The sequence below is a fragment of the Dactylosporangium cerinum genome, from assembly GCF_042653625.1.
Lineage (GTDB): Bacteria > Actinomycetota > Actinomycetes > Mycobacteriales > Micromonosporaceae > Dactylosporangium > Dactylosporangium cerinum.
Genome location: NZ_JBHSIU010000010.1, coordinates 489,183 through 510,557, shown reverse-complemented (window position 1 = coordinate 510,557; position 21,375 = coordinate 489,183). Strand labels below are relative to the sequence as shown.

20 protein-coding genes and 3 tRNA genes are annotated in these 21,375 nt (G+C 71.2%); 10 read left to right on the top strand and 13 right to left on the bottom strand.

The genetic code is table 11. The annotated features are described in order from the left end of the window. Positions 1-97: 97 nt before the first annotated feature. Together ACFPIJ_RS08790 and ACFPIJ_RS08785 are read right to left on the bottom strand one after the other, a co-directional pair. The gene (locus tag ACFPIJ_RS08790) at positions 98-1,702 is read right to left on the bottom strand and encodes an ABC transporter substrate-binding protein (RefSeq protein WP_380114165.1); all 1,605 of its coding nucleotides are present in this window, start codon (positions 1,700-1,702) and stop codon (positions 98-100) included. A gap of 369 nt (positions 1,703-2,071) precedes the next feature. Continuing rightward, the gene (locus ACFPIJ_RS08785; RefSeq protein ID WP_380114164.1) at positions 2,072-2,797 is read right to left on the bottom strand and encodes a FadR/GntR family transcriptional regulator; all 726 of its coding nucleotides are present in this window, start codon (positions 2,795-2,797) and stop codon (positions 2,072-2,074) included. A gap of 209 nt (positions 2,798-3,006) precedes the next feature. On the opposite strand from ACFPIJ_RS08785, the gene ACFPIJ_RS08780 reads away from it, so the two are divergent. Both ACFPIJ_RS08780 and ACFPIJ_RS08775 read left to right on the top strand, forming a co-directional pair. Beyond that, positions 3,007-3,750, top strand: a complete 744-nt coding sequence (locus ACFPIJ_RS08780) for a FadR/GntR family transcriptional regulator (protein ID WP_380114163.1) — start codon at positions 3,007-3,009, stop codon at positions 3,748-3,750. A gap of 178 nt (positions 3,751-3,928) precedes the next feature. Beyond that, positions 3,929-5,680, top strand: coding sequence for an exo-alpha-sialidase (locus tag ACFPIJ_RS08775; protein WP_380114162.1), 1,752 nt, complete (start codon positions 3,929-3,931; stop codon positions 5,678-5,680). 51 nt (positions 5,681-5,731) lie between these two features. On the opposite strand, the gene ACFPIJ_RS08770 is transcribed toward ACFPIJ_RS08775, so the two are convergent. The 5 genes from ACFPIJ_RS08770 to ACFPIJ_RS08750 all read right to left on the bottom strand — a co-directional run bounded on the left by ACFPIJ_RS08770 (position 5,732) and on the right by ACFPIJ_RS08750 (position 8,519). Further along, a complete protein-coding gene (locus ACFPIJ_RS08770) occupies positions 5,732-6,688 on the bottom strand; it encodes a cyclase family protein (protein ID WP_380114161.1) in 957 nt (318 codons plus the stop codon). Positions 6,689-6,868: 180 nt separating this feature from the next. Then, positions 6,869-7,924, bottom strand: a complete 1,056-nt coding sequence (locus ACFPIJ_RS08765) for a tetratricopeptide repeat protein (protein WP_380114160.1) — start codon at positions 7,922-7,924, stop codon at positions 6,869-6,871. A 307-nt stretch (positions 7,925-8,231) separates the two neighbouring features. Beyond that, positions 8,232-8,316, bottom strand: a tRNA-OTHER gene (locus ACFPIJ_RS08760). Positions 8,317-8,327: 11 nt separating this feature from the next. Further along, a tRNA-Ile gene (locus tag ACFPIJ_RS08755) sits at positions 8,328-8,401 on the bottom strand. Positions 8,402-8,443: 42 nt separating this feature from the next. Further along, positions 8,444-8,519: transfer RNA gene (locus ACFPIJ_RS08750), tRNA-Asp, on the bottom strand. A 293-nt stretch (positions 8,520-8,812) separates the two neighbouring features. On the opposite strand from ACFPIJ_RS08750, the gene ACFPIJ_RS08745 reads away from it, so the two are divergent. Both ACFPIJ_RS08745 and ACFPIJ_RS08740 read left to right on the top strand, forming a co-directional pair. Beyond that, a complete protein-coding gene (locus ACFPIJ_RS08745) occupies positions 8,813-9,139 on the top strand; it encodes a YciI family protein (RefSeq protein ID WP_380114159.1) in 327 nt (108 codons plus the stop codon). A gap of 75 nt (positions 9,140-9,214) precedes the next feature. Continuing rightward, entirely contained in the window at positions 9,215-10,126 is a 912-nt protein-coding gene (locus ACFPIJ_RS08740) for a dienelactone hydrolase family protein (RefSeq protein ID WP_380114158.1), read from the top strand. Here ACFPIJ_RS08740 and ACFPIJ_RS08735 read toward each other — a convergent pair. After that, on the bottom strand, positions 10,008-10,595 hold the full coding sequence (locus ACFPIJ_RS08735) for a TetR family transcriptional regulator (protein ID WP_380114157.1): 588 nt from the start codon (positions 10,593-10,595) through the stop codon (positions 10,008-10,010). The two genes, ACFPIJ_RS08740 and ACFPIJ_RS08735, sit on opposite strands and share 119 nt — an antisense overlap. Positions 10,596-10,634: 39 nt before the next feature. Between ACFPIJ_RS08735 and ACFPIJ_RS08730 the strand changes: the two genes are divergently transcribed. Continuing rightward, positions 10,635-11,324, top strand: coding sequence for an NAD(P)-dependent oxidoreductase (locus ACFPIJ_RS08730; RefSeq protein WP_380114156.1), 690 nt, complete (start codon positions 10,635-10,637; stop codon positions 11,322-11,324). Here ACFPIJ_RS08730 and pip read toward each other — a convergent pair. Then, a complete protein-coding gene (gene pip / locus ACFPIJ_RS08725) occupies positions 11,314-12,258 on the bottom strand; it encodes a prolyl aminopeptidase (RefSeq protein WP_380114155.1) in 945 nt (314 codons plus the stop codon). The two genes, ACFPIJ_RS08730 and pip, sit on opposite strands and share 11 nt — an antisense overlap. Before the next feature lie 36 nt (positions 12,259-12,294). On the opposite strand from pip, the gene ACFPIJ_RS08720 reads away from it, so the two are divergent. Continuing rightward, on the top strand, positions 12,295-12,759 hold the full coding sequence (locus ACFPIJ_RS08720) for a MarR family winged helix-turn-helix transcriptional regulator (protein WP_380114154.1): 465 nt from the start codon (positions 12,295-12,297) through the stop codon (positions 12,757-12,759). Next, the gene (locus tag ACFPIJ_RS08715; RefSeq protein WP_380114153.1) at positions 12,756-13,514 is read left to right on the top strand and encodes a DUF427 domain-containing protein; all 759 of its coding nucleotides are present in this window, start codon (positions 12,756-12,758) and stop codon (positions 13,512-13,514) included. The genes ACFPIJ_RS08720 and ACFPIJ_RS08715 overlap by 4 nt, the downstream gene beginning before the upstream one ends. Positions 13,515-13,530: 16 nt before the next feature. Here the strand turns inward: ACFPIJ_RS08715 and ACFPIJ_RS08710 are convergent, their stop codons facing one another. Beyond that, positions 13,531-14,001, bottom strand: coding sequence for a hypothetical protein (locus ACFPIJ_RS08710; protein WP_380114152.1), 471 nt, complete (start codon positions 13,999-14,001; stop codon positions 13,531-13,533). Between the two features lie 77 nt (positions 14,002-14,078). Between ACFPIJ_RS08710 and ACFPIJ_RS08705 the strand changes: the two genes are divergently transcribed. Continuing rightward, a complete protein-coding gene (locus tag ACFPIJ_RS08705; protein ID WP_380114151.1) occupies positions 14,079-14,771 on the top strand; it encodes a CPBP family intramembrane glutamic endopeptidase in 693 nt (230 codons plus the stop codon). A gap of 27 nt (positions 14,772-14,798) precedes the next feature. After that, positions 14,799-15,452, top strand: coding sequence for an SMI1/KNR4 family protein (locus ACFPIJ_RS08700; RefSeq protein ID WP_380114150.1), 654 nt, complete (start codon positions 14,799-14,801; stop codon positions 15,450-15,452). 7 nt (positions 15,453-15,459) lie between these two features. On the opposite strand, the gene ACFPIJ_RS08695 is transcribed toward ACFPIJ_RS08700, so the two are convergent. From ACFPIJ_RS08695 to ACFPIJ_RS08685, 3 genes are all read right to left on the bottom strand, one after another. Then, on the bottom strand, positions 15,460-16,197 hold the full coding sequence (locus ACFPIJ_RS08695) for a VOC family protein (RefSeq protein ID WP_380114149.1): 738 nt from the start codon (positions 16,195-16,197) through the stop codon (positions 15,460-15,462). A 141-nt stretch (positions 16,198-16,338) separates the two neighbouring features. Beyond that, positions 16,339-19,284 carry an NACHT domain-containing protein gene (locus ACFPIJ_RS08690; RefSeq protein ID WP_380114148.1) on the bottom strand — a complete coding sequence of 982 codons (2,946 nt, stop codon included), beginning with the start codon at positions 19,282-19,284 and terminating at the stop codon, positions 16,339-16,341. A gap of 210 nt (positions 19,285-19,494) precedes the next feature. Continuing rightward, positions 19,495-19,995 carry a hypothetical protein gene (locus tag ACFPIJ_RS08685; RefSeq protein WP_380114147.1) on the bottom strand — a complete coding sequence of 167 codons (501 nt, stop codon included), beginning with the start codon at positions 19,993-19,995 and terminating at the stop codon, positions 19,495-19,497. Between the two features lie 216 nt (positions 19,996-20,211). Here ACFPIJ_RS08685 and ACFPIJ_RS08680 point away from each other — a divergent pair, with 216 nt between their 5' ends. Beyond that, a complete protein-coding gene (locus ACFPIJ_RS08680; RefSeq protein WP_380114146.1) occupies positions 20,212-21,297 on the top strand; it encodes a glycoside hydrolase family 11 protein in 1,086 nt (361 codons plus the stop codon). Positions 21,298-21,375 lie beyond the last annotated feature (78 nt).

The window sequence follows — 21,375 nt, the reverse complement described above, 5'->3', positions numbered from 1 at the left end:
CCGTTGTCGGGGTGTGTCGCCGGGACCGCGGCCGGATCGGCAGCACCGCTCCGGCCGGCGTCCGATGGCGTTCGCTCGGGCCTCAGGGGGCGGGGGTTCACGCCCGCGACGCGTTGAGGAAGTACAGGCCGGTGGTTGAGGCGCCCTGGAAGTTCTTGAGCTTCTTGGGGTCGTGCGCGGTCACCATCTTGACGTGGAACACCGGGTACAGCGGGACCTCGTCGGCGATGATGTCCAGCGCCTGCTTCCAGATCGCCTTCTGCTCGGCGCCGGAGGCCTTCGCGGCCGACTCGATGAGCTGTGCGCACTGCTTGGCCGCGTCGTTGGTCCAGCGGTGCCGGTCCTTGGTCCACGTCTGGTTGAGGTAGAACCAGCGCAGCAGCAGGTCCACGTCCGGGCCGAAGGTCGTCGGGTCGCCGGAGGCGGCGAGGACGCGGAAGTTCGGGCCCGGCACGACGGTGCCGTAGATCGCCGAGGACGGCATGGTGTTGAGCGTCGCGTTCACGCCGATCGCCTTCCAGGCGTCGATGAGGATCGGGGCGCTGTCCTTGATGAACGCGGCGTCGGTGGTGTGCAGCTCGAACGACAGGTTGCTCGCGCCCGCCGCCGCGAGGAGGCTCTTGGCCTTGTCCGGGTCGTAGGTGTAGACGGTGCCGGCCTGCTGGTAGCCGGCGTTGCCCGCGTCGAGGTAGCTCGTCGCCGCCGTGCCGTACCCCTGCAGCGCGGTCTTGATGACCTTGTCCTTGTCGATGGCGTAGTGCAGCGCCTGACGCACCCGCTTGTCGCTGAACGGCGCGGCCGTGCAGTTGAACATCAGGAACATGTGGTTGAACGCCTGCTTCTCCTCGACCTTGCGGTCGCCGCCGCTGAGCGCCTTGACGTCGAGGTAGGGCACCGCCTCGATCGCCTGGGAGGACCCGCCCCGCAGGTCGTTGAGGCGGGCGGTGCCGTCCGGGCTGGTCCGCAGCGTGATCTTCTCGACCTTCGCCGGGCGCGGGCCGTTGTAGCTGGTGTTGATGCCCAGCACGACACCGGCGGTGGCGTTGGCGCTGACCACCGTGAAGGGGCCGGAGCCGATCGGGGCGGTGTCGAACGCCTTGGACGCCGCAGCGTTGCCGGTCTTCGCCTTCGGCACGATCTTGATGACCGCGATCCGCTGCGGGAACAGGCTGAACGGGTGCTTGAGGGCGAACTCGACGGTGCGCGGGTCCTTGGCGGTGACCTTGTCGACGAAGGTGATGAAGCCCGCCATGAGCGCCTTGTTCGCCGGGTCCATCGCCCGCTGGAACGACCAGGCCACGTCATCGGCGGTGACCGGCGTGCCGTCGGAGAACTTCGCGCCCTCGCGCAGCGGCACGGTCCAGGTCAGACCGTCCGCGCTCGGCGTCGGCTGGGCGCCGGCCAGGGCCGGGTACGGCTCCCGCGTGATCGGGTCGAGGTCGATCAGCGCCTCGAAGACGTGCTGGTTGACCGCCGTGGCCACCGCGCTGGAGGCGTTCATCGGGTCGAAGGCGCTGGACAGGGTGAAGGCGAGCGTGGCCTCGATCGTCTTGCCGGCCGGGCCGCTGTCGGCGCCGCTCGCGGTGTCGCCGTCACCGTCGCCGCAGGCACCGAGTCCGGCGGTGATCGCGGTGGCCGCGCCGAGGATGCCGGTGTACCGCAGAAGGTCGCGCCGGGACACGCCTTCGAAGCTGTTCTTCATGCCTACTCCCGAGGTTGTAAGACATCGTATGTCTGATCAATGTAGGCGGTACGCTAGAAGCCTGTCAGGGCTGAGTCAAGGCCGTGACGAGAACCATCTGTAACGGATGCGCATCATCGAATCCGGCGATGAGTTTCAGTGCCGTCCGCCCACTCGGCGACCGTCGGCAATGACGCAACATGCCTGGTAGCCGCACGTGCCGCCGCCTCGCGCACCGGGCGCCCGCAGACACGACGGTACCGCGCGACGCGCCCGACCGACGGGGCCAGCGTCACGCTGCGTGTTCTCGCCCCCCGAGCCACGGGCGACGGGCGACGGGCCACGGCACGTCCCCACACCGGCACAGCACCGGCGCGGCGACCGCCGCGGTCAGCCCGGATCGGCGGCGGCGATCCGCCGGCGGACCGGCGCGTAGTGCTGCACCACGGCGGCGGCGAACGCGTCCACGTCACGCCGGCGGGCGGCCTCGACCATGGCCCGGTGCGCGGCCATCGCCTCGGCGTCCTCCTGCGGGCTGGACATGCCCAGATACGGTGCCACGATGGCGTGCACGTCCCAGAACGCGGTGGTGAGCTGACTGACGAGCTGGTTGCCCAGCGGCTCCATGAGCAGCCGGTGGAACTGGCGATCGGCCTTGATCTGCGGCGCACTGCCGGGCGCGCACCGCTCCAGCTCCGCCGCCGCACGCTCGAGGCTGGCCACGTGCGCCTCGTCGAGCCGGTCGATGATCCGCCCTGCCATGCCCTCCTCGAACAGCTGCCGGACGTCGACGAGATCTCGCAGCGCGCGCACGTCGTCCCCGGGGCTGAGCAGGCCGCGAAACGTCAGGCTCTCCACCAGCGAGGACAGCGACAACCGCCCGACGAAGGTGCCCGAGCCGTGCCGGACCTCGACGATGTCCAGTGCGGAGAGCGTCTTGATCGCCTCACGGAGGCTGGACCGGCTCGCGTTGAGCGCGTCGCACAGCTCCGTCTCGGTCGGCAGGGAGTCACCCGGTCTGAGCCGGTTGTCGATGATGTACGTCTTGATGCGGTCCGTCACCGCCTGCCGCAGCAGGGTGCGGTCCGGACGAACCGGTTTGATGTCAGAGCGCATGAACAGGTGACCCTCCTCGACTCGTACCGGAGGGCATCCCCGCCACGACATCAGACATCATACGCCCGACATTCGGTGGGCCGGGGCGAGAGATTTCGCACGTCGGCGCCTCGACCTCAGCCCACTCGATCACACACGGTGACGGACGTCCGACGTCCGACGCTTGGTAGCATGGCCGACACCCCTGGCAACGGACGATCGGAAACGCAATGCGCACGGACATCAAGCCGGCACGCGCCAGCCGCGCGCTCCTGCAGCACGCGGTCACCGAGCAGATCAAGACGTACATCATCGAGAACCGCCTCAAGCCAGGCGACTCGCTGCCGACCGAGGCGGTGCTCAGCGAGGCGCTCAACGCGAGCCGGTCCAGCCTGCGCGAGGCGATCAAGACGCTCGCCGCGCTCGACATCGTCGAGGTCCGCCACGGCTTCGGCATGTTCGTCGGCCGGCTGTCGCTGTCGTCGCTGGTGGAGAGCCTGACGTTTCGCGGTCTGCTCAGCCCCGAGGACGACTTCCGGGTCCTGCTCGACCTGGTGGAGGTCCGGCAGCTGTTCGAGCAGGGCATGGCGAGCCAGATCATCGAGCGGCTCGACACCGGGCAGCTGTCCGAACTCGAGCGCCTCGTGGATCAGCTCGAGGGGTGCACCACCGGCGAGTCGCTCGTGGAGACCGACCGGGCGTTTCACAACCTGCTGATGGAGCCCCTGGAAAACCAGCTGATCACCCAGCTCAATGGCGCGTTCTGGGACGTCTACACGATCGTCGCGCCGTACCTGGGCGTCGCCAACCGCGAGGAGAAGGCCGACACCGTCGCGGCGCACCGGGCCATGGTCGACGCGGCCCGCGAGCGCGACGCGGCCGCATTCACCGCCGCCGTGGTGGCGCACTACGCGCCGGTCCGGCAACGGATCGCCGCCGCGACCCGGGCGGCCACGGAGCCCGCCGAGCACTGAGCACACCGCTCGACCAGGACCGACCGAGAGGCCGCCGGAACCATCCGGCGGCCTCTCGGCATCCCGGCGCGGGCCACCCATCGACGTCCCTTGACGGCGGATCCACCTCACCCTATGGTCATCGGACATCGTATGTCCGATGACCAGCCTCAGTGGTCATGCCCCCGAAGGAGCCGATGTGCCACATCCGAGAGGTTTGATCCGAGCCGCGACGGCGGTGCTCGCGGCGCTGACCTGCACCGCCCTGCTACCGGCCGCCTCCGCCCAGGCCGCCGCACCCGCCGGCGTCATCGCAGTCCCCGGCGCCGACTGCGCCGCCAGCCGGTTGACGCTGAACCTCGTCAACAGCAGCACCACCGACCAGACCTACACGGTCGCCTGGCCCGGCCGCACCGGCTCACCGTGGACGCGCACGGTCCCCGCCGGTGGCACCTACCTGCACTACTGGACCCTCGCCGCGGGCACCGCGTACGAGCTGCACACCACCACCCCGACCGGGCTGGACACCACAGCCGCCGGGATCTTCCACTGCGGCACCGGCATGTCCGCGCTGACCAGCATGGACTGCACCGCCGGCCGGCTGCAGCTCGTGCTGGAGAACCGGACGACCGCCGCGAAGACGTTCACCACCACGTGGCCGGGGCGCACCAACTCCCCGTGGACCACGACCGTGGCGGCAGGCGGCAACGCGCTGCTGTACTGGACCGTCGCGCCCGGCACCGCGTACGCCCTGCGCACGACCGCGGCCGGGTTCGACCTGACGAACCAGGGCACCGCCACCTGCGGTCTGGCCGCCGCCGCACCGCAGATGAACGCCGTCACCGTGCTCACCACCCAGAGCGTGATCCTCGGCCTCAACGGGCCGGGCGGCACCTACGACGGCACCGTGGCCTCGGTCCGGATCCCCGGCATGGCGGTGACGAACAACGGCACCGTGATCGCCGTGGCCGACGCCCGCGTCAACGGCAGCTACGACCTCGGCGGCGGCGACAACAACATCCAGATCGCGATGATGCGCAGCACCGACGGCGGCGCAAGCTTCGAACAGCCGCGCATCATCCACCACGCACCGACCACGAGCGAGGGCGTCGGTGACCCCAGCGTGCTCGTCGACCGCACCACCGGCGCCGTCTACGTCTTCTTCACCTACTCGCCGCGGCCCGGGATCAGCTACTGGTCGGCCGGATCGGGCGTCAACACCGCCACCGACCCCGACAGCCTGCACCTGCGCTACATCAAGAGCACCGATCACGGCGCGACGTGGGGCGCACCCGTCGAGCTCAACCCACAGGCCAAGGACACGGCCTGGAAGCAGGTCTTCTTCTCCTCCGGCCACGGCATCCAGACCAGTTCGGGACGGCTGATCCAGCCCATCTCGTACCGTGACGCCGGCGGCGTCAGCAACGCCGGCAACGTGTACAGCGACGATCACGGCGCCACGTGGCAGCGCGGCGGCTCGGCCGGCGCCGCCATCAACGAGAGCAAGGCCGTCGAACGCAGCACCGGCGCAGTGGTGCAGAACATGCGCCACGACAGCGTCCGCAGCCGCTACTACGCAACGTCCACCGACGGCGGCGCCACGTTCGGCCCGGCCACGGCGAGCAGCCTGCTGCCCGACCCGGGCTGCAACGCCGACGAGCTGAGCTACCTGCGCCCCGCCGACCTGGGCACCAACGGCGCACCGACCCGCACGAGCACCACGCTGTTCAGCAACAACGCGAGCACGAGCGCCCGCAACAACCTCACCGTCCGGCTGTCCACCGACAACGGCGCGAGCTGGCCGGCCCGGGCGCTGCTCAAGCCCGGCGGCGCCGGCTACTCCACGATGGCGGTGCTGGCCAACGGTCAGGTCGCCAACCTGTACGAGATCGGCAACACCGGCGGCATCGTCTTCACCCGGTTCTCCCTGGACTGGGTGCGCGGCGCCTGAACCACCACGCACCGCCGCAGGGGAGCGTCCATTGTGGACGCTCCCCTGCGGTCAGAATGTCGCGATCGGGTTGACCGGGCTGCCGGACGTGCCGGCCAGGCGGACCGGCGCGACGGCGAGCTGGAAGTCCCACTGGCCGAGCTCGGCCGCCGTCGCCGCGCACGCCTCCAGGTCACAGTTGTCGAGCAGCCACAGACCCATCGCGACGAGACCCACGGCGTGCACCGGCATCAGCACGTCGTCGTACCCCGACGGCTGCACGTCCTGCGGGGTGTCGGCGCCGATCAGCGCGACCTGCCGTTCATGCAGCCACGGCAGGCAGGACGCGTGCCAGCCGGCCTGCGTGAAACCGCCGGTCACACCCGCCTCGTGCCGGGCGCGGCCGTAGCCGGTCCGCAGGAGCACCGCGTCGCCGGGTCGCACCCGTACACCCTGGCGACGCTCGGCCTCCTCGAGATCGTCGGGGAACACGCCCTGCCCCGGCTCCAGCCACGGCACATCGCGCACCCCAGCGACGTCCAGCAGGACACCACGCGTGACGATCCCGTTCGCCGCCGCCGTCACCGCCGCCCACGCCGATCCCGTTGCGGCGTCCACCAACGAGTGCGGCCGCCCGTTGTACGTCGCGCCGTCCCAGAAGATGTGGCACGGCGAGTCGACGTGCGTGATGGTGTTGCCGTGGAACGTGATGCCGAGCCGCTCGGTCGAGAAGCCCCAGCGCCGGTCGTTGCGGAACCCCGGCGACGGCATGTGCTCAGCACCCGGCATGTCGGCGGCGCACGGGCACGTCGTCGTCGCGCGCTCCATCTCCTGCGGCGCCGCAACCTCCCATGCGCACGACACGCTCCGGCCGTGCCGCACCGCCCGCGCCGCCGCCACCCGGACGTCGTCGGTGATGTGGTTCAGCGTGCCGAGTTCGTCGTCGTCGCCCCACCGTCCCCAGTTCGACAGGGTGTCGAAGTATCCGAGCACCTCGTCCTGGGTGGGCATCGGTCGCCCTGCCGTCATTGCAGCATCGACTCCTCCGGTAGCGCGCTTCGAGGCATCGCAGGCACGGTATCCCGCCCCGTGCCTTCGACGCGCCAGGACCCGCTGGACCGGCGTCACACCCGGGGCTGTTTGTGGATTCGGACGCGGTGGTGGTGTGGTGCGGGTCGGCTGGTGGCCGCGACGCGGCACTGTTGGAGATCACTGATGCGCGGTGGACGGCTCCTGTCGTGTCGCCGGTGCGGTGGGGGCGGATGGTGACGAACCGGCCGGCCGGTCGAGCCGGTCCCGCACCCGCTGGGTTTCGGGGGCGTCGAGGTCGCCGTACGCGGCGAGCGCCTGCCGCCAGTGGTGGGCTGCCGTGGCCGGGTCGGCGGTGGCTTCGTGGGCATCGCCGAGACCGGTGTGGGCGCGGGCCTGGCTGAAGGGGCTACCGATCTCGACCGCCAGCGTGAGCGCCTCGCGGTGGCGGTCGGCCGCCTCGGTGGCCCGGCCCAGCCGGAGGGCGGCCGCACCGAGGGCGTTGAGCGCGGACGCGGTGGCGGCGCGGTCGCCGGTCTCGCGCAGGATGGCGAGCGCGGCGCCCGCCTCGCGGTACGCCGGCTCGTCGTCGCCGGCCTCGTGGTGGGCCCGGGCGATGTTGACCAACGCGATCGCCTCGCCGGTGCGGTTGCCGAGCTCGCGGTGGATCGCCAGCGCCTCACGGAGATGGTCGAGGGCCGCCGTAGGGTCACCGCTCTCGACGTACGCGACGCCGATGTTGCCCAGGACGCGGGCCTGCGTGGCCCGGCCACCGGCGGCCCGGGCGGAGGCGAGCGCCTCGGCCAGCAGGGCGAGCAGCTCCTCGTAGCGACCCTGCCGCTGGTAGATGACGCCCATGTTGTTGAGCGCGACGCTGACGGCGTTCTGATCGCCGGTCTGCCGCGCGATCCGCACCGCGTGCCGCATCTGGGTCAGCGCCTCGTCGTGGCGGCCCCGCTGGGCCAGCGCCCAGCCGAGCAGGTCGCGCCCGCGTGACTCGCCGAGGCGGTCGCCGGCCTCGTGGGCGATCGCGACCGCGCGGCGCAGTTGCTGGGCCGCCGTCTCGAAGTCGCCGAGGCGGTTGTGGCCGTTGCCGAGGTGCAGCATGATCCGCGCCTCCCACACCCGGTCGCCGGTCGCCCGGGCCGCCGGCAGCGCCTGCTCGGCGAGGGCGAGCATCGCCTCCGTGCGGCTCGTGACGTCGAGGTGGCGCCACACGGTGGCGGCGAGGTGCACGGCGTGTCCCGGCCAGCCAGCCGACCTCCGCGGTCAAGGTCTGGACCGGGGCCTACGGCGCCGAGTCCCTCAGCTACTTCGGCGACGACAGCAGCGCACCGGACACCCTCTTCACGCTCAGCGAACACCCGGGCTACCGCGGGGTGATCGCGATCCAGGCGGCCGACTTCGACTGATCGCCGCCGGTCAGGACGGGGCGGTGCTGATGACCGACCCGTCCTGACCGCGCGACGGTGGCGGTCGGCTCCGGCGATTCGGGTGCAGGCTCAGCACCCCGATGCGTGAGCAGGGACGTTCGCTGTTCGAGCGGAGGAGGTGGGATTCGAACCCACGGCGCCCGGTCGGGGCGCCCGCCATTTCCAGTGGCGGTTCCGAAGCCAGCCGGCTCCTCCAAATACGAGCGTCCCGTCGGCGCGAGTTGAACGCGCTGTCTCCTCGTTATCAGCGAGGTGCCTCTACCGCTTCGGCCTCGACGGGGTGCCGGGAGGGGCGACCGTGAAGGACGCCCCTCCCGTGGTGCGATGACGACCGGATTCGAACCGGCGACCTCTGCCGTGACAAGGCAGCGCTCTGGGCCTGACTGAGCTACGCCACCATGGGGTGGAACGAAAAACCGCCCGGTCCCTGTGCGGGGCGGGCGGCGTCGAGGGGTGGGGTTTCTACCCTCGGCGCCGTCGCGGCTGATCGCTGATGGAGTCAATGGACAGCACGGTGGAGCTGGCCGGCAACTGCCGGGCCTCCGTGGCGATCCAATTCCTCATGCCGTCGACGATACGAGCCGCACGCCATCGGCGAAACCGGTTTTCCGCCCTGCGCGGCGGGCCAGGCGCGCATACCCTCGAAAGAGGGCAAACCGAAAGAGGGCAAACCGGCGAAGGTGGGGTTGACGTGGCGCGGTTCGTGACGATCGGGTACGGCGATCAGGCGGGGTACGACCGCACCGACCCAGCGGTCCGCGAGGAGGCCCACAAACAGGATGCCCAGCTGGTCGCCGCGGGGGCCACGGCCGGGCGGGCCGGCCCGCCGGTGCAGGTGCGCAACCACGACGCCGCCGGGGTGAACGTGCAGCGCGGGCAGTACATGTCGGCCGGGTTGCCCATCGCCGGGTTCGGGATCATCGAGGCGGAGACCATCGACGAGGCCGTCGAACTGGCGTCGCGGATGCCGTGTGCGGTCGCTCAGGGTGTCGTCGAGGTCTGGCCGCTGTTGGAGTAGTTGGCCGAACGGCCGACCTCTGAGTAGACGGCCGGTACTGGATCGAGAACGTCCCTTTTGGTATGATGGTCGTGAATGTCTCCTATCGTCGGTGCGGAAACGCTGGCCGATCGATCGGAGACGTTCGTGTGTTACGACGCTGATGCCCGCCCGCCACAAGGCGACGGCAACACTGAGGTCGAGGCAGGGCCCGTCACCCTCGAGTCCGCCGACGGCGCGCGCTTCGCCGGATACCTGGCGACACCGAGAGACGGCAACGGGCCCGGGGTGCTCGTCCTGCCGGACAACCGCGGTCTGTCCGGCTTCTACGAGCAGCTGACGGCGCAGCTCGCCCGGCACGGGTACACCGCGCTCGCGATCGACTACTTCGGTCGCACCGCCGGGCTCGACCCCGCCGCCCGGGGCGCCGGCTGGGGTGAGATGGCGGACCTGATGCCGCACCTGATGAGGCTCCGCGAGGAAGAACTGTTCGCCGACTTCACCGCCGGAATCGATTACCTGCGGAACAGTGCGGAGCGGGTGGTGTCGCTCGGGTTCTGTCTCGGCGGCCGGTTCGCGTTCCTCACCGCCGCGGCGCGGTTCGGGCTGGCCGGCGCGATCGGCCTCTACGGGATGCCCGGTGCGCTGCTCGGCCGGCCCGGGCCGACGCAGCGGGCCGCCGAGCTCACGGCGCCGATCCTGGCCATGTTCGGCGGCGCGGACGAGGGCATCGGCACGGCCGAGGTCGACGCGTTCGACGCGGCGCTGACCGCGCACGGCGTGCCGCACGAGGTCGTGGTGTATCCGGGCGCACCGCACGGCTTCTTCGACGAGCAGCTCCCCGGGCACGCCGCCGCACAGGACGACGCCTGGCGGCGGATCCTGGCCTTCATCGAAGCGGGACAGGCCGCGGATGGAGGGCCGCGTGCAACGCCGGGCCGAACACCCGCCGCACCCGGGCGGCCGGCAGCGCCGCGATCGAGCGGACCGGGTGCAGGTAGCGGGTGAAGATGAGCCCGCCGATGACGCCGACGGCGGCGGTGGCCCGGTCGGTGGCGTCGGGGCCGCCGAGAAATTCAGCGATGCGGACGCGTAGGTCACAGTCGAGGTAGTCGCGCAGCACCCGCATCGTGGCGTCGTCCAGGGCGGCGACCCGGTGCTCGGACGGGTCGGTGGCGTCCCACAGGGCGGTGACGGCGCGCAGCAGCCGGTCGGCGAGGCCGGCGGGGTCGCCGCGCAGCGCCGCGTCCAGGGCGGTCGGCTCCACGCACAGCAGGTCCAGCGACGAGCTGAACAGGCCCTGCTTGGAGCCGAAGTGGTAGCTGATGAGCGCCTGGTCGACCCCGGCCGCGGCGGCGACCGCGCGGACGGTCGTGCCCCGGTAGCCGTGCTGGAGGAACAGCTCGCGGGCGGCCGCCGCGATGCGGGCCCGGGTGTCGGGCCGGCCGCGGGGCCGGCCCCGGGTTTTATTCAGCACGGTTGAATATTGCGCCGGTGCGGCGGCATCGTCAACGGCATGCGTACCGTCATCTTCGGCGCGACCGGTCCCACCGGCCGCCACCTCGTCGACCAGGCCATCACCGCCGGGCACCACGTCACCGCCGTCGGCCGCCGGCCCGACGCCCTCCCGCCGCGCCCCGGCCTCACCGTCGTCACCGGCGACGTCCTGGACCCCGGCACTGCCGAGCGGGCCGTCGCCGGCGCCGACGCGGTGCTGTCCAGCCTCGGCACACCGCTGACCCGGCAGCCCGTGTCGGTGTACTCGCGCAGCGCGGCGAACATCGTCGCGGCGATGCACCGGCACGGCGTGAAACGGCTCCTGGCGGTGAGTTCCAGCGTCATGGACCCCGCCTGGCGGCCCACCGGCGAGACGTTCTTCAACACCGTCATGGACCCGCTGTTCAACCGCCGGATGGGTCGCACCGTCCACGACGACATGCGCCGCATGGAGGCCCTGGTGCGCGACAGCGACCTGGACTGGACCCTGGTGCGACCGTCGGGGCTGTTCGACCATCCGGCCGTCACCCGGTACACCACCGAAAACGATGTCGCCGACGGGCTGTTCACGGCTCGTGCGGACCTCGCCGCGAGCATGGTGGCGCACCTCGATGACGAGCGGTTCGTCCGGCGGGCGATGGCCGTCATCACGACCGAGGTGCGACCCAGCATCCTCGGCCTGATCTGGCGCGAGGCCGTCAAGAAGTGACGAACGAGTCGAGCGCCTGCCGGATCAGGGTCCGCATGGTGTCGCTGCCGGTGTGACCGGAGTCCTCCACGACCGTCAGCTCCGCGTCGGGCCAGCGCTGCGCGAGGTGCCAGGCCGTCTCCAGGGGGCTGCTGATGTCGAAGCGGCCGTGCAGCAGTACACCTCGAATCCCGGCGAGCCGATCGGCGTCGCGGAGCAGGGCGCCCTCCTCCAGCCACGCGGCGTGCGCGAAGTAGTGGGTGCAGATGCGGACCATGGCCAGCTTCGCGTCGTCCGGGCGGCCGCTGTACGCGTCGGGCACACCGTTCGGTTCGAGCGAGATCGCGGTGTCCTCCCAGGTGCACCAGGCCTCGGCGGTCGCGGCGCGCACGGCGGGGTCGGGCGAGTTCATCAGCCGGGCGTAGGCGGCGAGGAGGTCGCCGTCGCCCGGCGCGGCGAAGTCGCGGAACGCGGCCCACTGCGCGGGGAAGAACCGCCCGACGCCCTCGTAGAGCCAATTGATCTCGCGGCGGCGGGTCGAGGTCACCCCGTCGATGACGATGCCCGCGACATGCAGAGGGTGGCGTTCGGCGTACGCCAGGATCAGCGTCGAACCCCACGACCCGCCGAACAGCAGCCAGCGGTCGATGCCGAGGTGCTCGCGCAGCCGCTCCATGTCGGCGACGAGGTGGTCGGTGGTGTTGTGGCGCAGGTCCGCGTCCAGGCTCGACGCGTGCGGGGTGCTGCGGCCGCAGTTGCGCTGATCGAACTGCACGATCCGGTAGCGGTCCGGGTCGAAGTAGCGCCGGGTGCGCGGGCTGCAGCCGGAGCCGGGCCCGCCGTGCACGACCACGGCCGGCAGGCCGGCCGGGTTGCCGGCGACGTCCCAGTGCACGAGGTTGCCGTCGCCGACGTCGAGCATGCCCTCGTCGTGAGGGTCGATGAGCGGATACATGCCCGCAGAATACAACAGCGCTGTTATATTAGTGCTGTGACATTCCTCGGCAGCCGGCTGCGGCACCTCCTGGAACTGCTCGACGGCGACGTCGCCACCGTCTACGCCGACCTCGGCCTGCCCGACATCCGGCCCCGGTTCGCGCCGGTCGTGCGCACCCTCGCCGCACAGGGCCCGCACACGATCCGCGACCTGGCGGCGGCGATCGGCGTCACCCACTCCGCGGCCAGCCAGACCGTCGCCGAAATGGCCAAGCAGGACCTCGTCCGGCTGGAACCGGGCAGCGACGCCCGGCAGCGCATCGTGCACCTCACCGACCGCGCGCAGCGGCTGCGGCCCGCCATCGAGGCGGAGATGGCCGCCACCGACGCGGCCGCCGAGGCGCTCGACGCGGAGCTGCCATATCCCCTGAGCCGCCTGGTCGAGGAGGCCATCACCACCCTCGAACACCGCCCGATGCGCGATCGGATCGGGCCGGTGGTGGTAGGCAGGGAGGTGTGACAGCCGACTACCCGAAGATGATCGTGCCGGTCGACCACACCGAGCCGGTGCCGCGCCGGGTGCGCGCCATGCTCAACGGCCGGACCGTCCTGGACACCACCCGCGCCGTGTACCTGTGGGAATGGCCGAACTACCCGCAGTACTACATCCCCGCCGCCGACCTCGACCCCGCTCTTGTTGTGGACGAGGACCACGTGCAGCAGCTCAAACGCGGCAGCGCCCGCCGCATCGGCCTGCGCGTCGGCGACCAGGACCGGCCCGCCGCCGGCCGGATCTACACCGACGGCCCGGTCGAGGGGCTGGCCCGGCTCGAATGGGACGCCGTGGACGCCTGGTTCGAGGAGGACGAGGAGGTGTTCGTCCACCCCCGCAACCCCTACAGCAGGGTCGACGCGCTGCGCTCCACCCGCACCGTGCGGGTCTCCCTCGACGGGGTCACGCTCGCCGAGTCGGCGTCGCCGGTCATGGTCTTCGAGACCGGCCTGCCGACCCGCTACTACCTCAACCGCACCGACGTCGACTTCACCCACCTGGAGGCGTCACCGACGCGGACCTCGTGCCCGTACAAGGGACGCACCACCGACTACTGGTCCGTGCGGATCGGCGAGGCCGTGCACCAGGACCTCGCCTGGGCCTACACCTTCCCGACCGGGGCACTGCTGCCGATCGCGGGCCTGGTCAGCTTCTACAACGAGAAGGTCGACATACACCTGGACGGCCGGTTGCTCGACCGCCCGGTCACGCACTTCAGTTAACCGCCGCCGCCGGAGGTCAACCGCCGCCGCTGCCGCTGGAGGCGGCCGCGGCCTGGGCCTGCCACATGGTGACGATCACGCCGAGGACGAAGACCTGCACGGGCAGTGGCACGCCCGGCAGGTCGACGGCGACGTCACTGCCCCAGAAGCTCACCTTCCGCACCGAGCCGACCTTCCGCCCGCCGGCGTAGAGGTCCTGCGCCTGGCTCCACACGGAGGCCCGCTGGAACTGGTACGTCACCCCGCCGGCCGTCACGCTCCACCGCTTGCGCCCGACCCGGTCCGCGGCGGCGACGACCCCACCGGCCTTGTCCAGCATCGAGAACCGGCTGCCCCACGCGTTGCCACGCACCTCGAACGCATGCCCGGCCACCTCGAGTCTCCCGCCGCTGCGCCACAGCGACCCTTCCCACCGGGCGATCACATGCCCGTCCTGGGTCACCTCGTAGCGGCTCCGCCAGACACTGGCCCGCTTCGCGGTCAACATGCCCCGAGGGTAGCCCGCTGCGTCGATGTTGCGGGGGTCCCGGCCCGATGGGGCATCAGGTGGGGTATCAGTATGAAGTGAGACGCATCTTCACCGCGGCGTTCATCGACCGTGTGCCCCGCGACCACAGCCAGTCCGACGGCGCGTTCCGCCGGCGCCGAATCGTGGCCGCGGTGACCCTCGTCGTCGGCGCGGTGCTGCTCGGGATCTCGCTGTCGATCCGGCCCGGCGACGCCCTGTTCTACCCGATGACCCTCGCCGTCGCCGCGACCTGGGTCGCCGGGGCGCTGCTGTCCGGCCCGCTGCACCTCGGGCACATCCTCTTCCGCGACACGTTGCGCCGGCCAGTCGCCACCCCGATCCTCACCGGCCTGCTCGCCGGCGCCGTCTTCGTCGCCGGTGCCCTGGTCGTGCGGGAGATCCCGCCGCTGCGCGCGTACACCGACGACGTGCTCGACCACGCCAGGTACGGCTCGATCGTCCTCATCACCGTCGTCACCCTCGCCAACGGCGCCGCCGAGGAGCTGTTCTTCCGCGGCGCCCTGTTCGCCGCGATCGGCCGGGCGTTGCCGGTGAGCATCTCCACCGCCGTCTACGCGATCGCCACCGTCGCCACCGGCAACCCGATGCTCGTCTTCGCCGCCGTCCTCCTCGGCGTGGTGCTGGGCCTGCAACGCCGCGCGTCCGGCGGCGTCCTCGCCCCCGTCCTCACCCACGTGACCTGGTCGACGGTGATGCTGTTCGCGCTGCCCCCGCTCATCGCGAACTGACGGACGGCCGGGCGGTAAGGTACGGCCATGATCGACTGGTCGGACGTGCCGGGGCAGCTCGCCCGGCTGGCCGCGCACCCCGGCACGACGTTCGGGGCCGACGCGCACCGGTGGCGGCTCGAGCCGCCGCTGACCCCCGCCGAACTGGCCGCGCTCGAAGCGCAGGTGCGGGTGGAGCTGCCGGCCGCGTACCGCGCGTTCCTGCTGCAGGCCGGCCGGGGCGGCGCCGGCCCCGGCTACGGGTTGTTCCCACCGCGGCTCACCGGCGGCGCGTGGCAGTGGCCCGGCGACGACGACGCGGAGCTCACCGACGTGATGATCCTGGCCGAGCCGTTCCCGCACGAGAAGGCGTTCACCCCCGCCGCGTGGCTGCCGGAGCCGCCGGACGAGGCGGACTACCCGACCGACGAGGAGTTCAGCGCGGCTGAGGAACGCTACGAGGAGCTATGCCAGGCCGCCGAACCCGAGTATCACCCCGGCCTGCTCTACCTGTGCCACCAGGGCTGTGCGTACCGGGAGGCGCTCGTCGTCAGCGGCCCGGCCCGCGGCCAGATGTGGGCCGACGACACTGCCGGCGACGGCCCCATCCGGCCGCTGCTCGACGGGGACGGCAACCGGATCGACTTCGCACAGTGGTACCGGCGCTGGCTGGACACCGCCTCGGAAGGGCTCACCAACTGACGCCGGGTCAGTGCGGGGCGAGGACGCAGAACTCGTGGCCGTCCGGGTCGGTCAGGCACGTCCACGGCACGTCGCCCTGGCCGAGGTCGAGATCGGCGGCGCCGAGCGCGCGTAGCCGGGCCACCTCCGCCACCTGGTCGTCACCCGGATACGGCAGCAGGTCGAGATGGACCCGGTCCGGCCCGGTCTTCCCGCCAGGCACGCGCAGGAACTCCAGATACGAGCCGACGCCCTTGACGGAGCGCAGCGCCGCGAGCTCGTCGGTCACCTCCTGCACGGTCCAGTCCGTCGCCGCGCCCCAGAACCGGGCCATGGCCCTCGAATCCACGCAGTCGACCACCACCGCGGCGATCGGCCCGGTGTCCCGGTAGCGCTCCCGGGGCTCCAGCACGCAGAACTCGTTGCCCTCCGGGTCGGCGAGGACCGTCCACGGCACGTCGCCCTGTCCCACGTCGGCGGGCGTCGCACCGAGCGCCCGGAGCCGCTCGACCAGCTCGGCCTGATGGGCGGCGGAGGTGGTGGCGAGGTCGAGGTGCACCCGGTTCTTCGCCGGCGTCTTGGGCTCCGGGACGGCCACGACGTCGATGCCGACGTAGACCGGGTCCGGCCAGACGAAGTCGCCGGGCGGCCCGACGTAGGTGGTCTGCCCGCTGGTGGCGGTCCAGCCGAGCGCCGCCGCCCAGAACCGGCCGACCGCCACGTGGTCAAGGGCCTTGATGTTCACCATGACAGGGCGCAACGCCATGCCGCCGATCCTATGGGAACCGCCCTCCTGGTCAGGACGAGCCACCCACCAGGTGAAGGCGGTGTGGTTGTCCGGCAGCCACGCGCGCCGCGCCGCCGGCCATTGTCGCAACGGTCGGGATTGGCGTCGCGGCCCGTCGCCTCAGGAATTCCATCGGTACGTTGTCACGGTGATGTCGGGATCCGGTGGTTGCGTGGCCAGCCTGGCGAGATTGACCTTGGGAAATGGTTCGAGCAGCTGCGGGAACCGGACCATCAGGTCGGCGATCAGGGGCCCGTCGAGGTGTCGGATCGAGCCAACCCGCAAGGTCCAGTCGATCACCGTGCGCCACCCACCGAGGGTCAGGTCGTCCCTCCGGCTGGACGCGGCCCGCCAGACGATCCGGACCGCCTGCTTAATCTCGTCGTCGGTCGCGCCGTCTGCGGACGCCGGAAGATCGAGGTTCATGTGCGGTCCGACCATGAAGGCCAGCGCCGCCGTCCTGACCGTGTCAGCCCACGAAGTTCCGTAGATCGGGTAGGTCTTGCCGAGTGCCGCGGCCAGCCCGTACCTGACGACCAGCTCGAGCTCAGTGTCGCCGATCAGCAGTGCCTCGACGATCTCGAGTGGCAAGGCGTTGGCGTGATCGAGCGTCGAACGCACACCGGCGTCGCTCAAGGCGAGCGTGGTGACGGTCGACTCCCAGCTTTCGTCGTCCAGTGCGGCTTTCCATAGCCCGACCGTGCTCCGCCACGCCTCGGCGGACGCGAGCGGGGCACGGGAGTCCGGGAAGAGCTCCGGCAACGGCACGTCGAGGCCGCCGGCGATCGCGGTGCGCAGCAGGACCAAGTTGGCGGAATAGGCGGCCAGTTCACGGGCACGGTCGACCGGGCGAGGGCGGTAGCCGGTGAAACGGTCCGCCCGCTGAACCGACCGGTAGTCGGCCAGCAGGGCGTTGAGCAGCTGTGGAATGTTGCAACGGTCCGCTTCCGGCAGCGTGGCGAACAGATCACGGACGAAGGCGAGGGTAGGCCGACGCACAGCCAGGGCCTCGTGGCTCAGCAGCGCGAACAGCAGGGTGTCGTCGGGTTCGTGCGGCGCGAAGCGACCTGTGAAGGCGCGTTCGGCGGTCTCGGCCAGCACGTCGACGACGCGGCGAGCGATCAGGTACTCACCGAAGGTTGCGTGCAGGAACTCATACGCTCGGCGGGCCTCGTCGCGGGTGACGGCCTCGGCGACGTGGACGAAGAAGAACTCGCCGAGCAGCCTTTGCCCGGGCGTGCGGTCGCCGAGCACGTCGGTGTCGGCCATGCGCAGCGCCACGAGGTCGGCGGCCAGCTCCGCGCCGGTGACCTCCTGCCGACCCCGGTTGAACATGGCGAAGGCGGCGACCGAGAGCCGGTCGAGCCGCTCTCGCACCGCTGCGGCCCGATGCTGCGGCGGCGGGGGCTGCGGGCGGTTGCCGACCTCACGCCATGCGAAGGACTCGAACAGGCGCCGGTACAGCTCCGTAGCCGACACGCCCGCCTCAAGGACGGGCACCGTGGGATCGGCGGCGTACAGCGCGAGCATGAGCAGCAGCAGAGGCTGGCGGGCCAGCTCGGGATGCAGCAGCGCTCTCGCCGGCGGCAGCGGGCGCAGCGCGCCGGCCGTGACTGCCTCGGCGTTCGTGGCGTTCCAGACATCGAGCCACGCCGCGACTTGGGAGTTGGCGAAGTCGTCGAGCTTGATGACTGTGGTCCCGGCCGGGATGTCGATGCGGTCGGCCACGACGGTCCGCGAGGTCACGATGACGACCGCCGGGCGGTCCTGGCTGGCCTCGTTGCGCTGGAAATCGGCGACGTCGTCGAGGTAGGCCGTGCGGTCGTCCGGGGTTGCCTGCAGCAGCTCGTCGAGGCCGTCGAGTAGCACCACCCGGACCGTGTCGCGGCTCTGCTCGACCAGCGGTCGCCACCGCACCGCCTCGTTGGTGGCGGCGGCTAGTGCGGCATCGATCTGGGCGAGGATGCGGCCGTTGGCCGGCACGGCGCGCAGCGGCACACGCACGACGGTGTACCGGTCGGGCGGCAGCCGCGCAGCAAGAACCTTGGTGAGCAGCGACTTGCCTGCGCCGGGGTGGCCGAGCAGCAGCAGCGGCCCCTCGATGGCGGCCGCAGTGAGCAGGTGGGCGGTGAGGCAGAGGTCCAGGCCAGCCTCCACCGGCCGGGTCTTCCACCAGTTCTCGTCGGCGGGGCGGGCCGCGCGGCCCGCGAGGCAGATTCGGTATCGCGGGTTGAGGTACACGTCCCGGATGAGTGGGAACCGAAGTCCCGGTGGGCCGGTGGCCGACCGCGGGTGCATGACGGCCTGGTCGAGGACGGCCGCGTTGGAACGGTGCAGCACCCGGCGCAGGTCCGGCGGCCCGGCGAGCGGGCCCGCACAAAGCCGCAGCAGCGCCTCCAACCTGGCCATGGCCTGGGTGTTGGTCGCCATCGCCGCGCCGACGCCATCCGGTGCGTCTTGCGTCCGGGTTTGGGCCTCCTGGCCGAGGCTGGCCCAGATCAGGAACTCGGGCACGGTGGTGGCCAGCCGGAGGTAGGACGCCTGGTAGTGGCGCAACGCAGCCTCGGAGAGCTGGCGCGCCGCAGTCTCGTCCTTGACGCCCAGAAGGTCGCGGGACAGCCGGGCGTACCACCGCTCGACGCGGAGCCGGTGCTCCGAGAAGCCGCCGGCGGACGGCGCCGGCACATCCTCCTGCAGCAGCCGTTCGACGCCGGCGGGTTGGTGCGGCCTCGGCCGGCCCGGCTTGGTCTCCCGATCGGCGACCTCGAAGAATGCTGCGTAGACAAGCGCCGTATGGGCGGCGACGACGAGCTCAGCCCGCCCGTAGGTGTCGGCGCTGGCCAGCCGGCTCGGTACGCGGTCGAGGTCGGCGTGCAGCAGGGCGACGACCTCGGCGGTCGGTCGGCTCCCGGCCCACAGCACGTCGAACACCGCAGCGCCGAGCCGCGGCGGGTCGGCGGCGATCGCCCCGTCCAGGGCCTGGTCGAGGAGGTGCAGCCGTTGGGGGTCGGCGTGGCCCAGCGCCCGCAGCGCACTGCGAAGGTCCATCGGCGGCTCACGACGCATTGACCGATTCTGGCTCGACTGTTGCCGGAGCGGGCTCCCTCGAACAGGTATGTATCCGGCAGCCAGGATCAGCCTCCCAGGCCCTTCCGCAGCGTGGAAGCTCCGTCGAACGGCTCGATCCACGGCAGCCGACGGTCCCGCAGCTGCCGTTCGAGGTAAGGGACCGTGCCGGAGCGACGAGGCGCACACCCGGGACTATAAATAGGCCTCTCAGGGAACGGTGTAGCCGCCCGCCGCCGGGTCGTCCACGGGGCGTGGCTCGGCCGCCGTCCAGGGCTGCGACCCTGATAACACGGGGCGGGTGGCCGGTCGCAGGAACCGCTCGCTACGAGGGTCGGCAAGCCCGGCGAACTCGCCGAGGGTCGCCGCGATGCCAGCCACGACGGTCACGAGCAACAGCGTGCCGATCAGCTTGAGGTCGCTGCCGAGGAAGAAGTCGTTGCGCAGGCCGGCGGCGGTGATGCGGGTGGCCTGGTACAAAGACAGCACTTGCAGGGGCAGCAGCAGCGACCCGGCGATCCGGGCGATGTGCGCCCCGTTCGGCCAGCCGCGCCCAGCGGCCCACGCCGCGAGGCACGCGCCGCCGGCCGCGGCAGCGATCGCGCCAGTGCCGGCCAGCAGGATGAGATCGGCAATGCTGGCGAAGCCCGCCAGCCCACCGGTCGCCTGGCCGTTGCTGATCAGGAGGACGGGCCCGGCAAGAGTGAACACGGCGCCTCATCGACCGCCTGCTACCAGGTCAGCGTGGTGACCACCGGTCGGCGCAGGGTGAAACGTTCACGCCACCGCCCCGGACAACGGCTGGCGTTTGACACGTACTGGCTGCTCAAGCGGCTTGGCTGGTTTCGAAAAAACTGGGGCCGTCGCGCGGCGGACGGGGGTGGCCGCGTCGAGGAAAGTGGGCTGACTCCATGAAGGGAAGTCCACATGAACCACGTTGCAACACATCGCAGGCACCGCGGGAGGCTGCTCATCGGTGGCGCGTGCGCCGTCGTGCTCGTCGCCGCCTCGGTCGCGCTGACCGGCACCGCCAACGCCGAGGCCGACCGGACCGTCACATCGAACACCACCGGCACCCACAACGGGTACTTCTTCTCGTACTGGAAGGACAACGGCAACGTCACCATGACGCTGGGCGCCGGTGGCTCGTACAGCGTCCAGTGGGCCAGCGGCACCAACAACACCGTCGTCGGCAAGGGCTGGAAACCCGGCTCCAGTCACACCGTGAACTACTCCGGCACGTTCAACGTCAACGGTAACGGTTACCTGGCGCTGTACGGATGGACCACGAACCCGCTCATCGAGTATTACGTCGTGGAGAACTTCGGCAACTACAACCCGAGCACCGGCGCCCAGCGGCTGGGTTCGGTCACCACCGACGGCAGCACCTACGACATCTACCGCACCCAGCGGGTCAACCAGCCCTCCATCATCGGCACCGCGACGTTCTACCAGTACTGGAGCGTGCGGCAACAGAAGCGGACCGGCGGCACCATCACCACCGCCAACCACTTCAACGCGTGGGCGGGCCTCGGGCTGAACCTCGGCGCCCACGACTACCAGATCCTCGCCACCGAGGGCTACCAGAGCAGCGGCAGCTCCAGCATCACGGTCACCGAGGGACCTGGCCCCGGCCCCACCACGTCCTCGCCGCGGCCGAGCTCGCCGGGCCCGTCGAGCCCACCGCCCGGCGGCGGCACCGCGGCGTGCCAGGTGACCAACACCGTCAACGCCTGGAACACCGGGCTGACGGACAACATCACCATCACGAACACCGGCACGACGGCCATCAACGGCTGGTCGCTGCGGTTCACCCTCGCTTCCGGACAGACGATCACGTCGGGCTGGAACGCCACGTATTCGCCGAGCAGTGGCCAGGTGACCGCGACCAACGCCAGCTACAACGGCTCGATCGCGCCGGGCGCCTCGACCACGATCGGCTTCCAGGCCAACCACACCGGCAACACCGGCGCGCCGAGCGCCTTCACGCTCAACGGCGCCGCCTGCCGCTGATCGACGACGGTCGCGCCGGTCTCCGGAGACCTACCGGAGCCGGCGCGACAGCACCGAGCCCCGCGTGCTGCTCGCGTC

Excerpts from the sequence above, each read along its gene's own strand:
- pip (WP_380114155.1), bottom strand. The coding sequence starts at position 12,258 with ATGTATCCGCTCATCGACCCTCACGACGAGGGCATGCTCGACGTCGGC.
- ACFPIJ_RS08695 (WP_380114149.1), bottom strand. The coding sequence starts at position 16,197 with ATGGCGTTGCGCCCTGTCATGGTGAACATCAAGGCCCTTGACCACGTG.
- ACFPIJ_RS08680 (WP_380114146.1), top strand. The coding sequence starts at position 20,212 with ATGAACCACGTTGCAACACATCGCAGGCACCGCGGGAGGCTGCTCATC.
- ACFPIJ_RS08740 (WP_380114158.1), top strand. The coding sequence starts at position 9,215 with ATGTCTCCTATCGTCGGTGCGGAAACGCTGGCCGATCGATCGGAGACG.
- ACFPIJ_RS08700 (WP_380114150.1), top strand. The coding sequence starts at position 14,799 with ATGATCGACTGGTCGGACGTGCCGGGGCAGCTCGCCCGGCTGGCCGCG.
- ACFPIJ_RS08730 (WP_380114156.1), top strand. The coding sequence starts at position 10,635 with ATGCGTACCGTCATCTTCGGCGCGACCGGTCCCACCGGCCGCCACCTC.
- ACFPIJ_RS08780 (WP_380114163.1), top strand. The coding sequence starts at position 3,007 with ATGCGCACGGACATCAAGCCGGCACGCGCCAGCCGCGCGCTCCTGCAG.
- ACFPIJ_RS08690 (WP_380114148.1), bottom strand. The coding sequence starts at position 19,284 with ATGCGTCGTGAGCCGCCGATGGACCTTCGCAGTGCGCTGCGGGCGCTG.
- ACFPIJ_RS08710 (WP_380114152.1), bottom strand. The coding sequence starts at position 14,001 with ATGTTGACCGCGAAGCGGGCCAGTGTCTGGCGGAGCCGCTACGAGGTG.
- ACFPIJ_RS08790 (WP_380114165.1), bottom strand. The coding sequence starts at position 1,702 with ATGAAGAACAGCTTCGAAGGCGTGTCCCGGCGCGACCTTCTGCGGTAC.
- ACFPIJ_RS08785 (WP_380114164.1), bottom strand. The coding sequence starts at position 2,797 with ATGCGCTCTGACATCAAACCGGTTCGTCCGGACCGCACCCTGCTGCGG.
- ACFPIJ_RS08770 (WP_380114161.1), bottom strand. The coding sequence starts at position 6,688 with ATGACGGCAGGGCGACCGATGCCCACCCAGGACGAGGTGCTCGGATAC.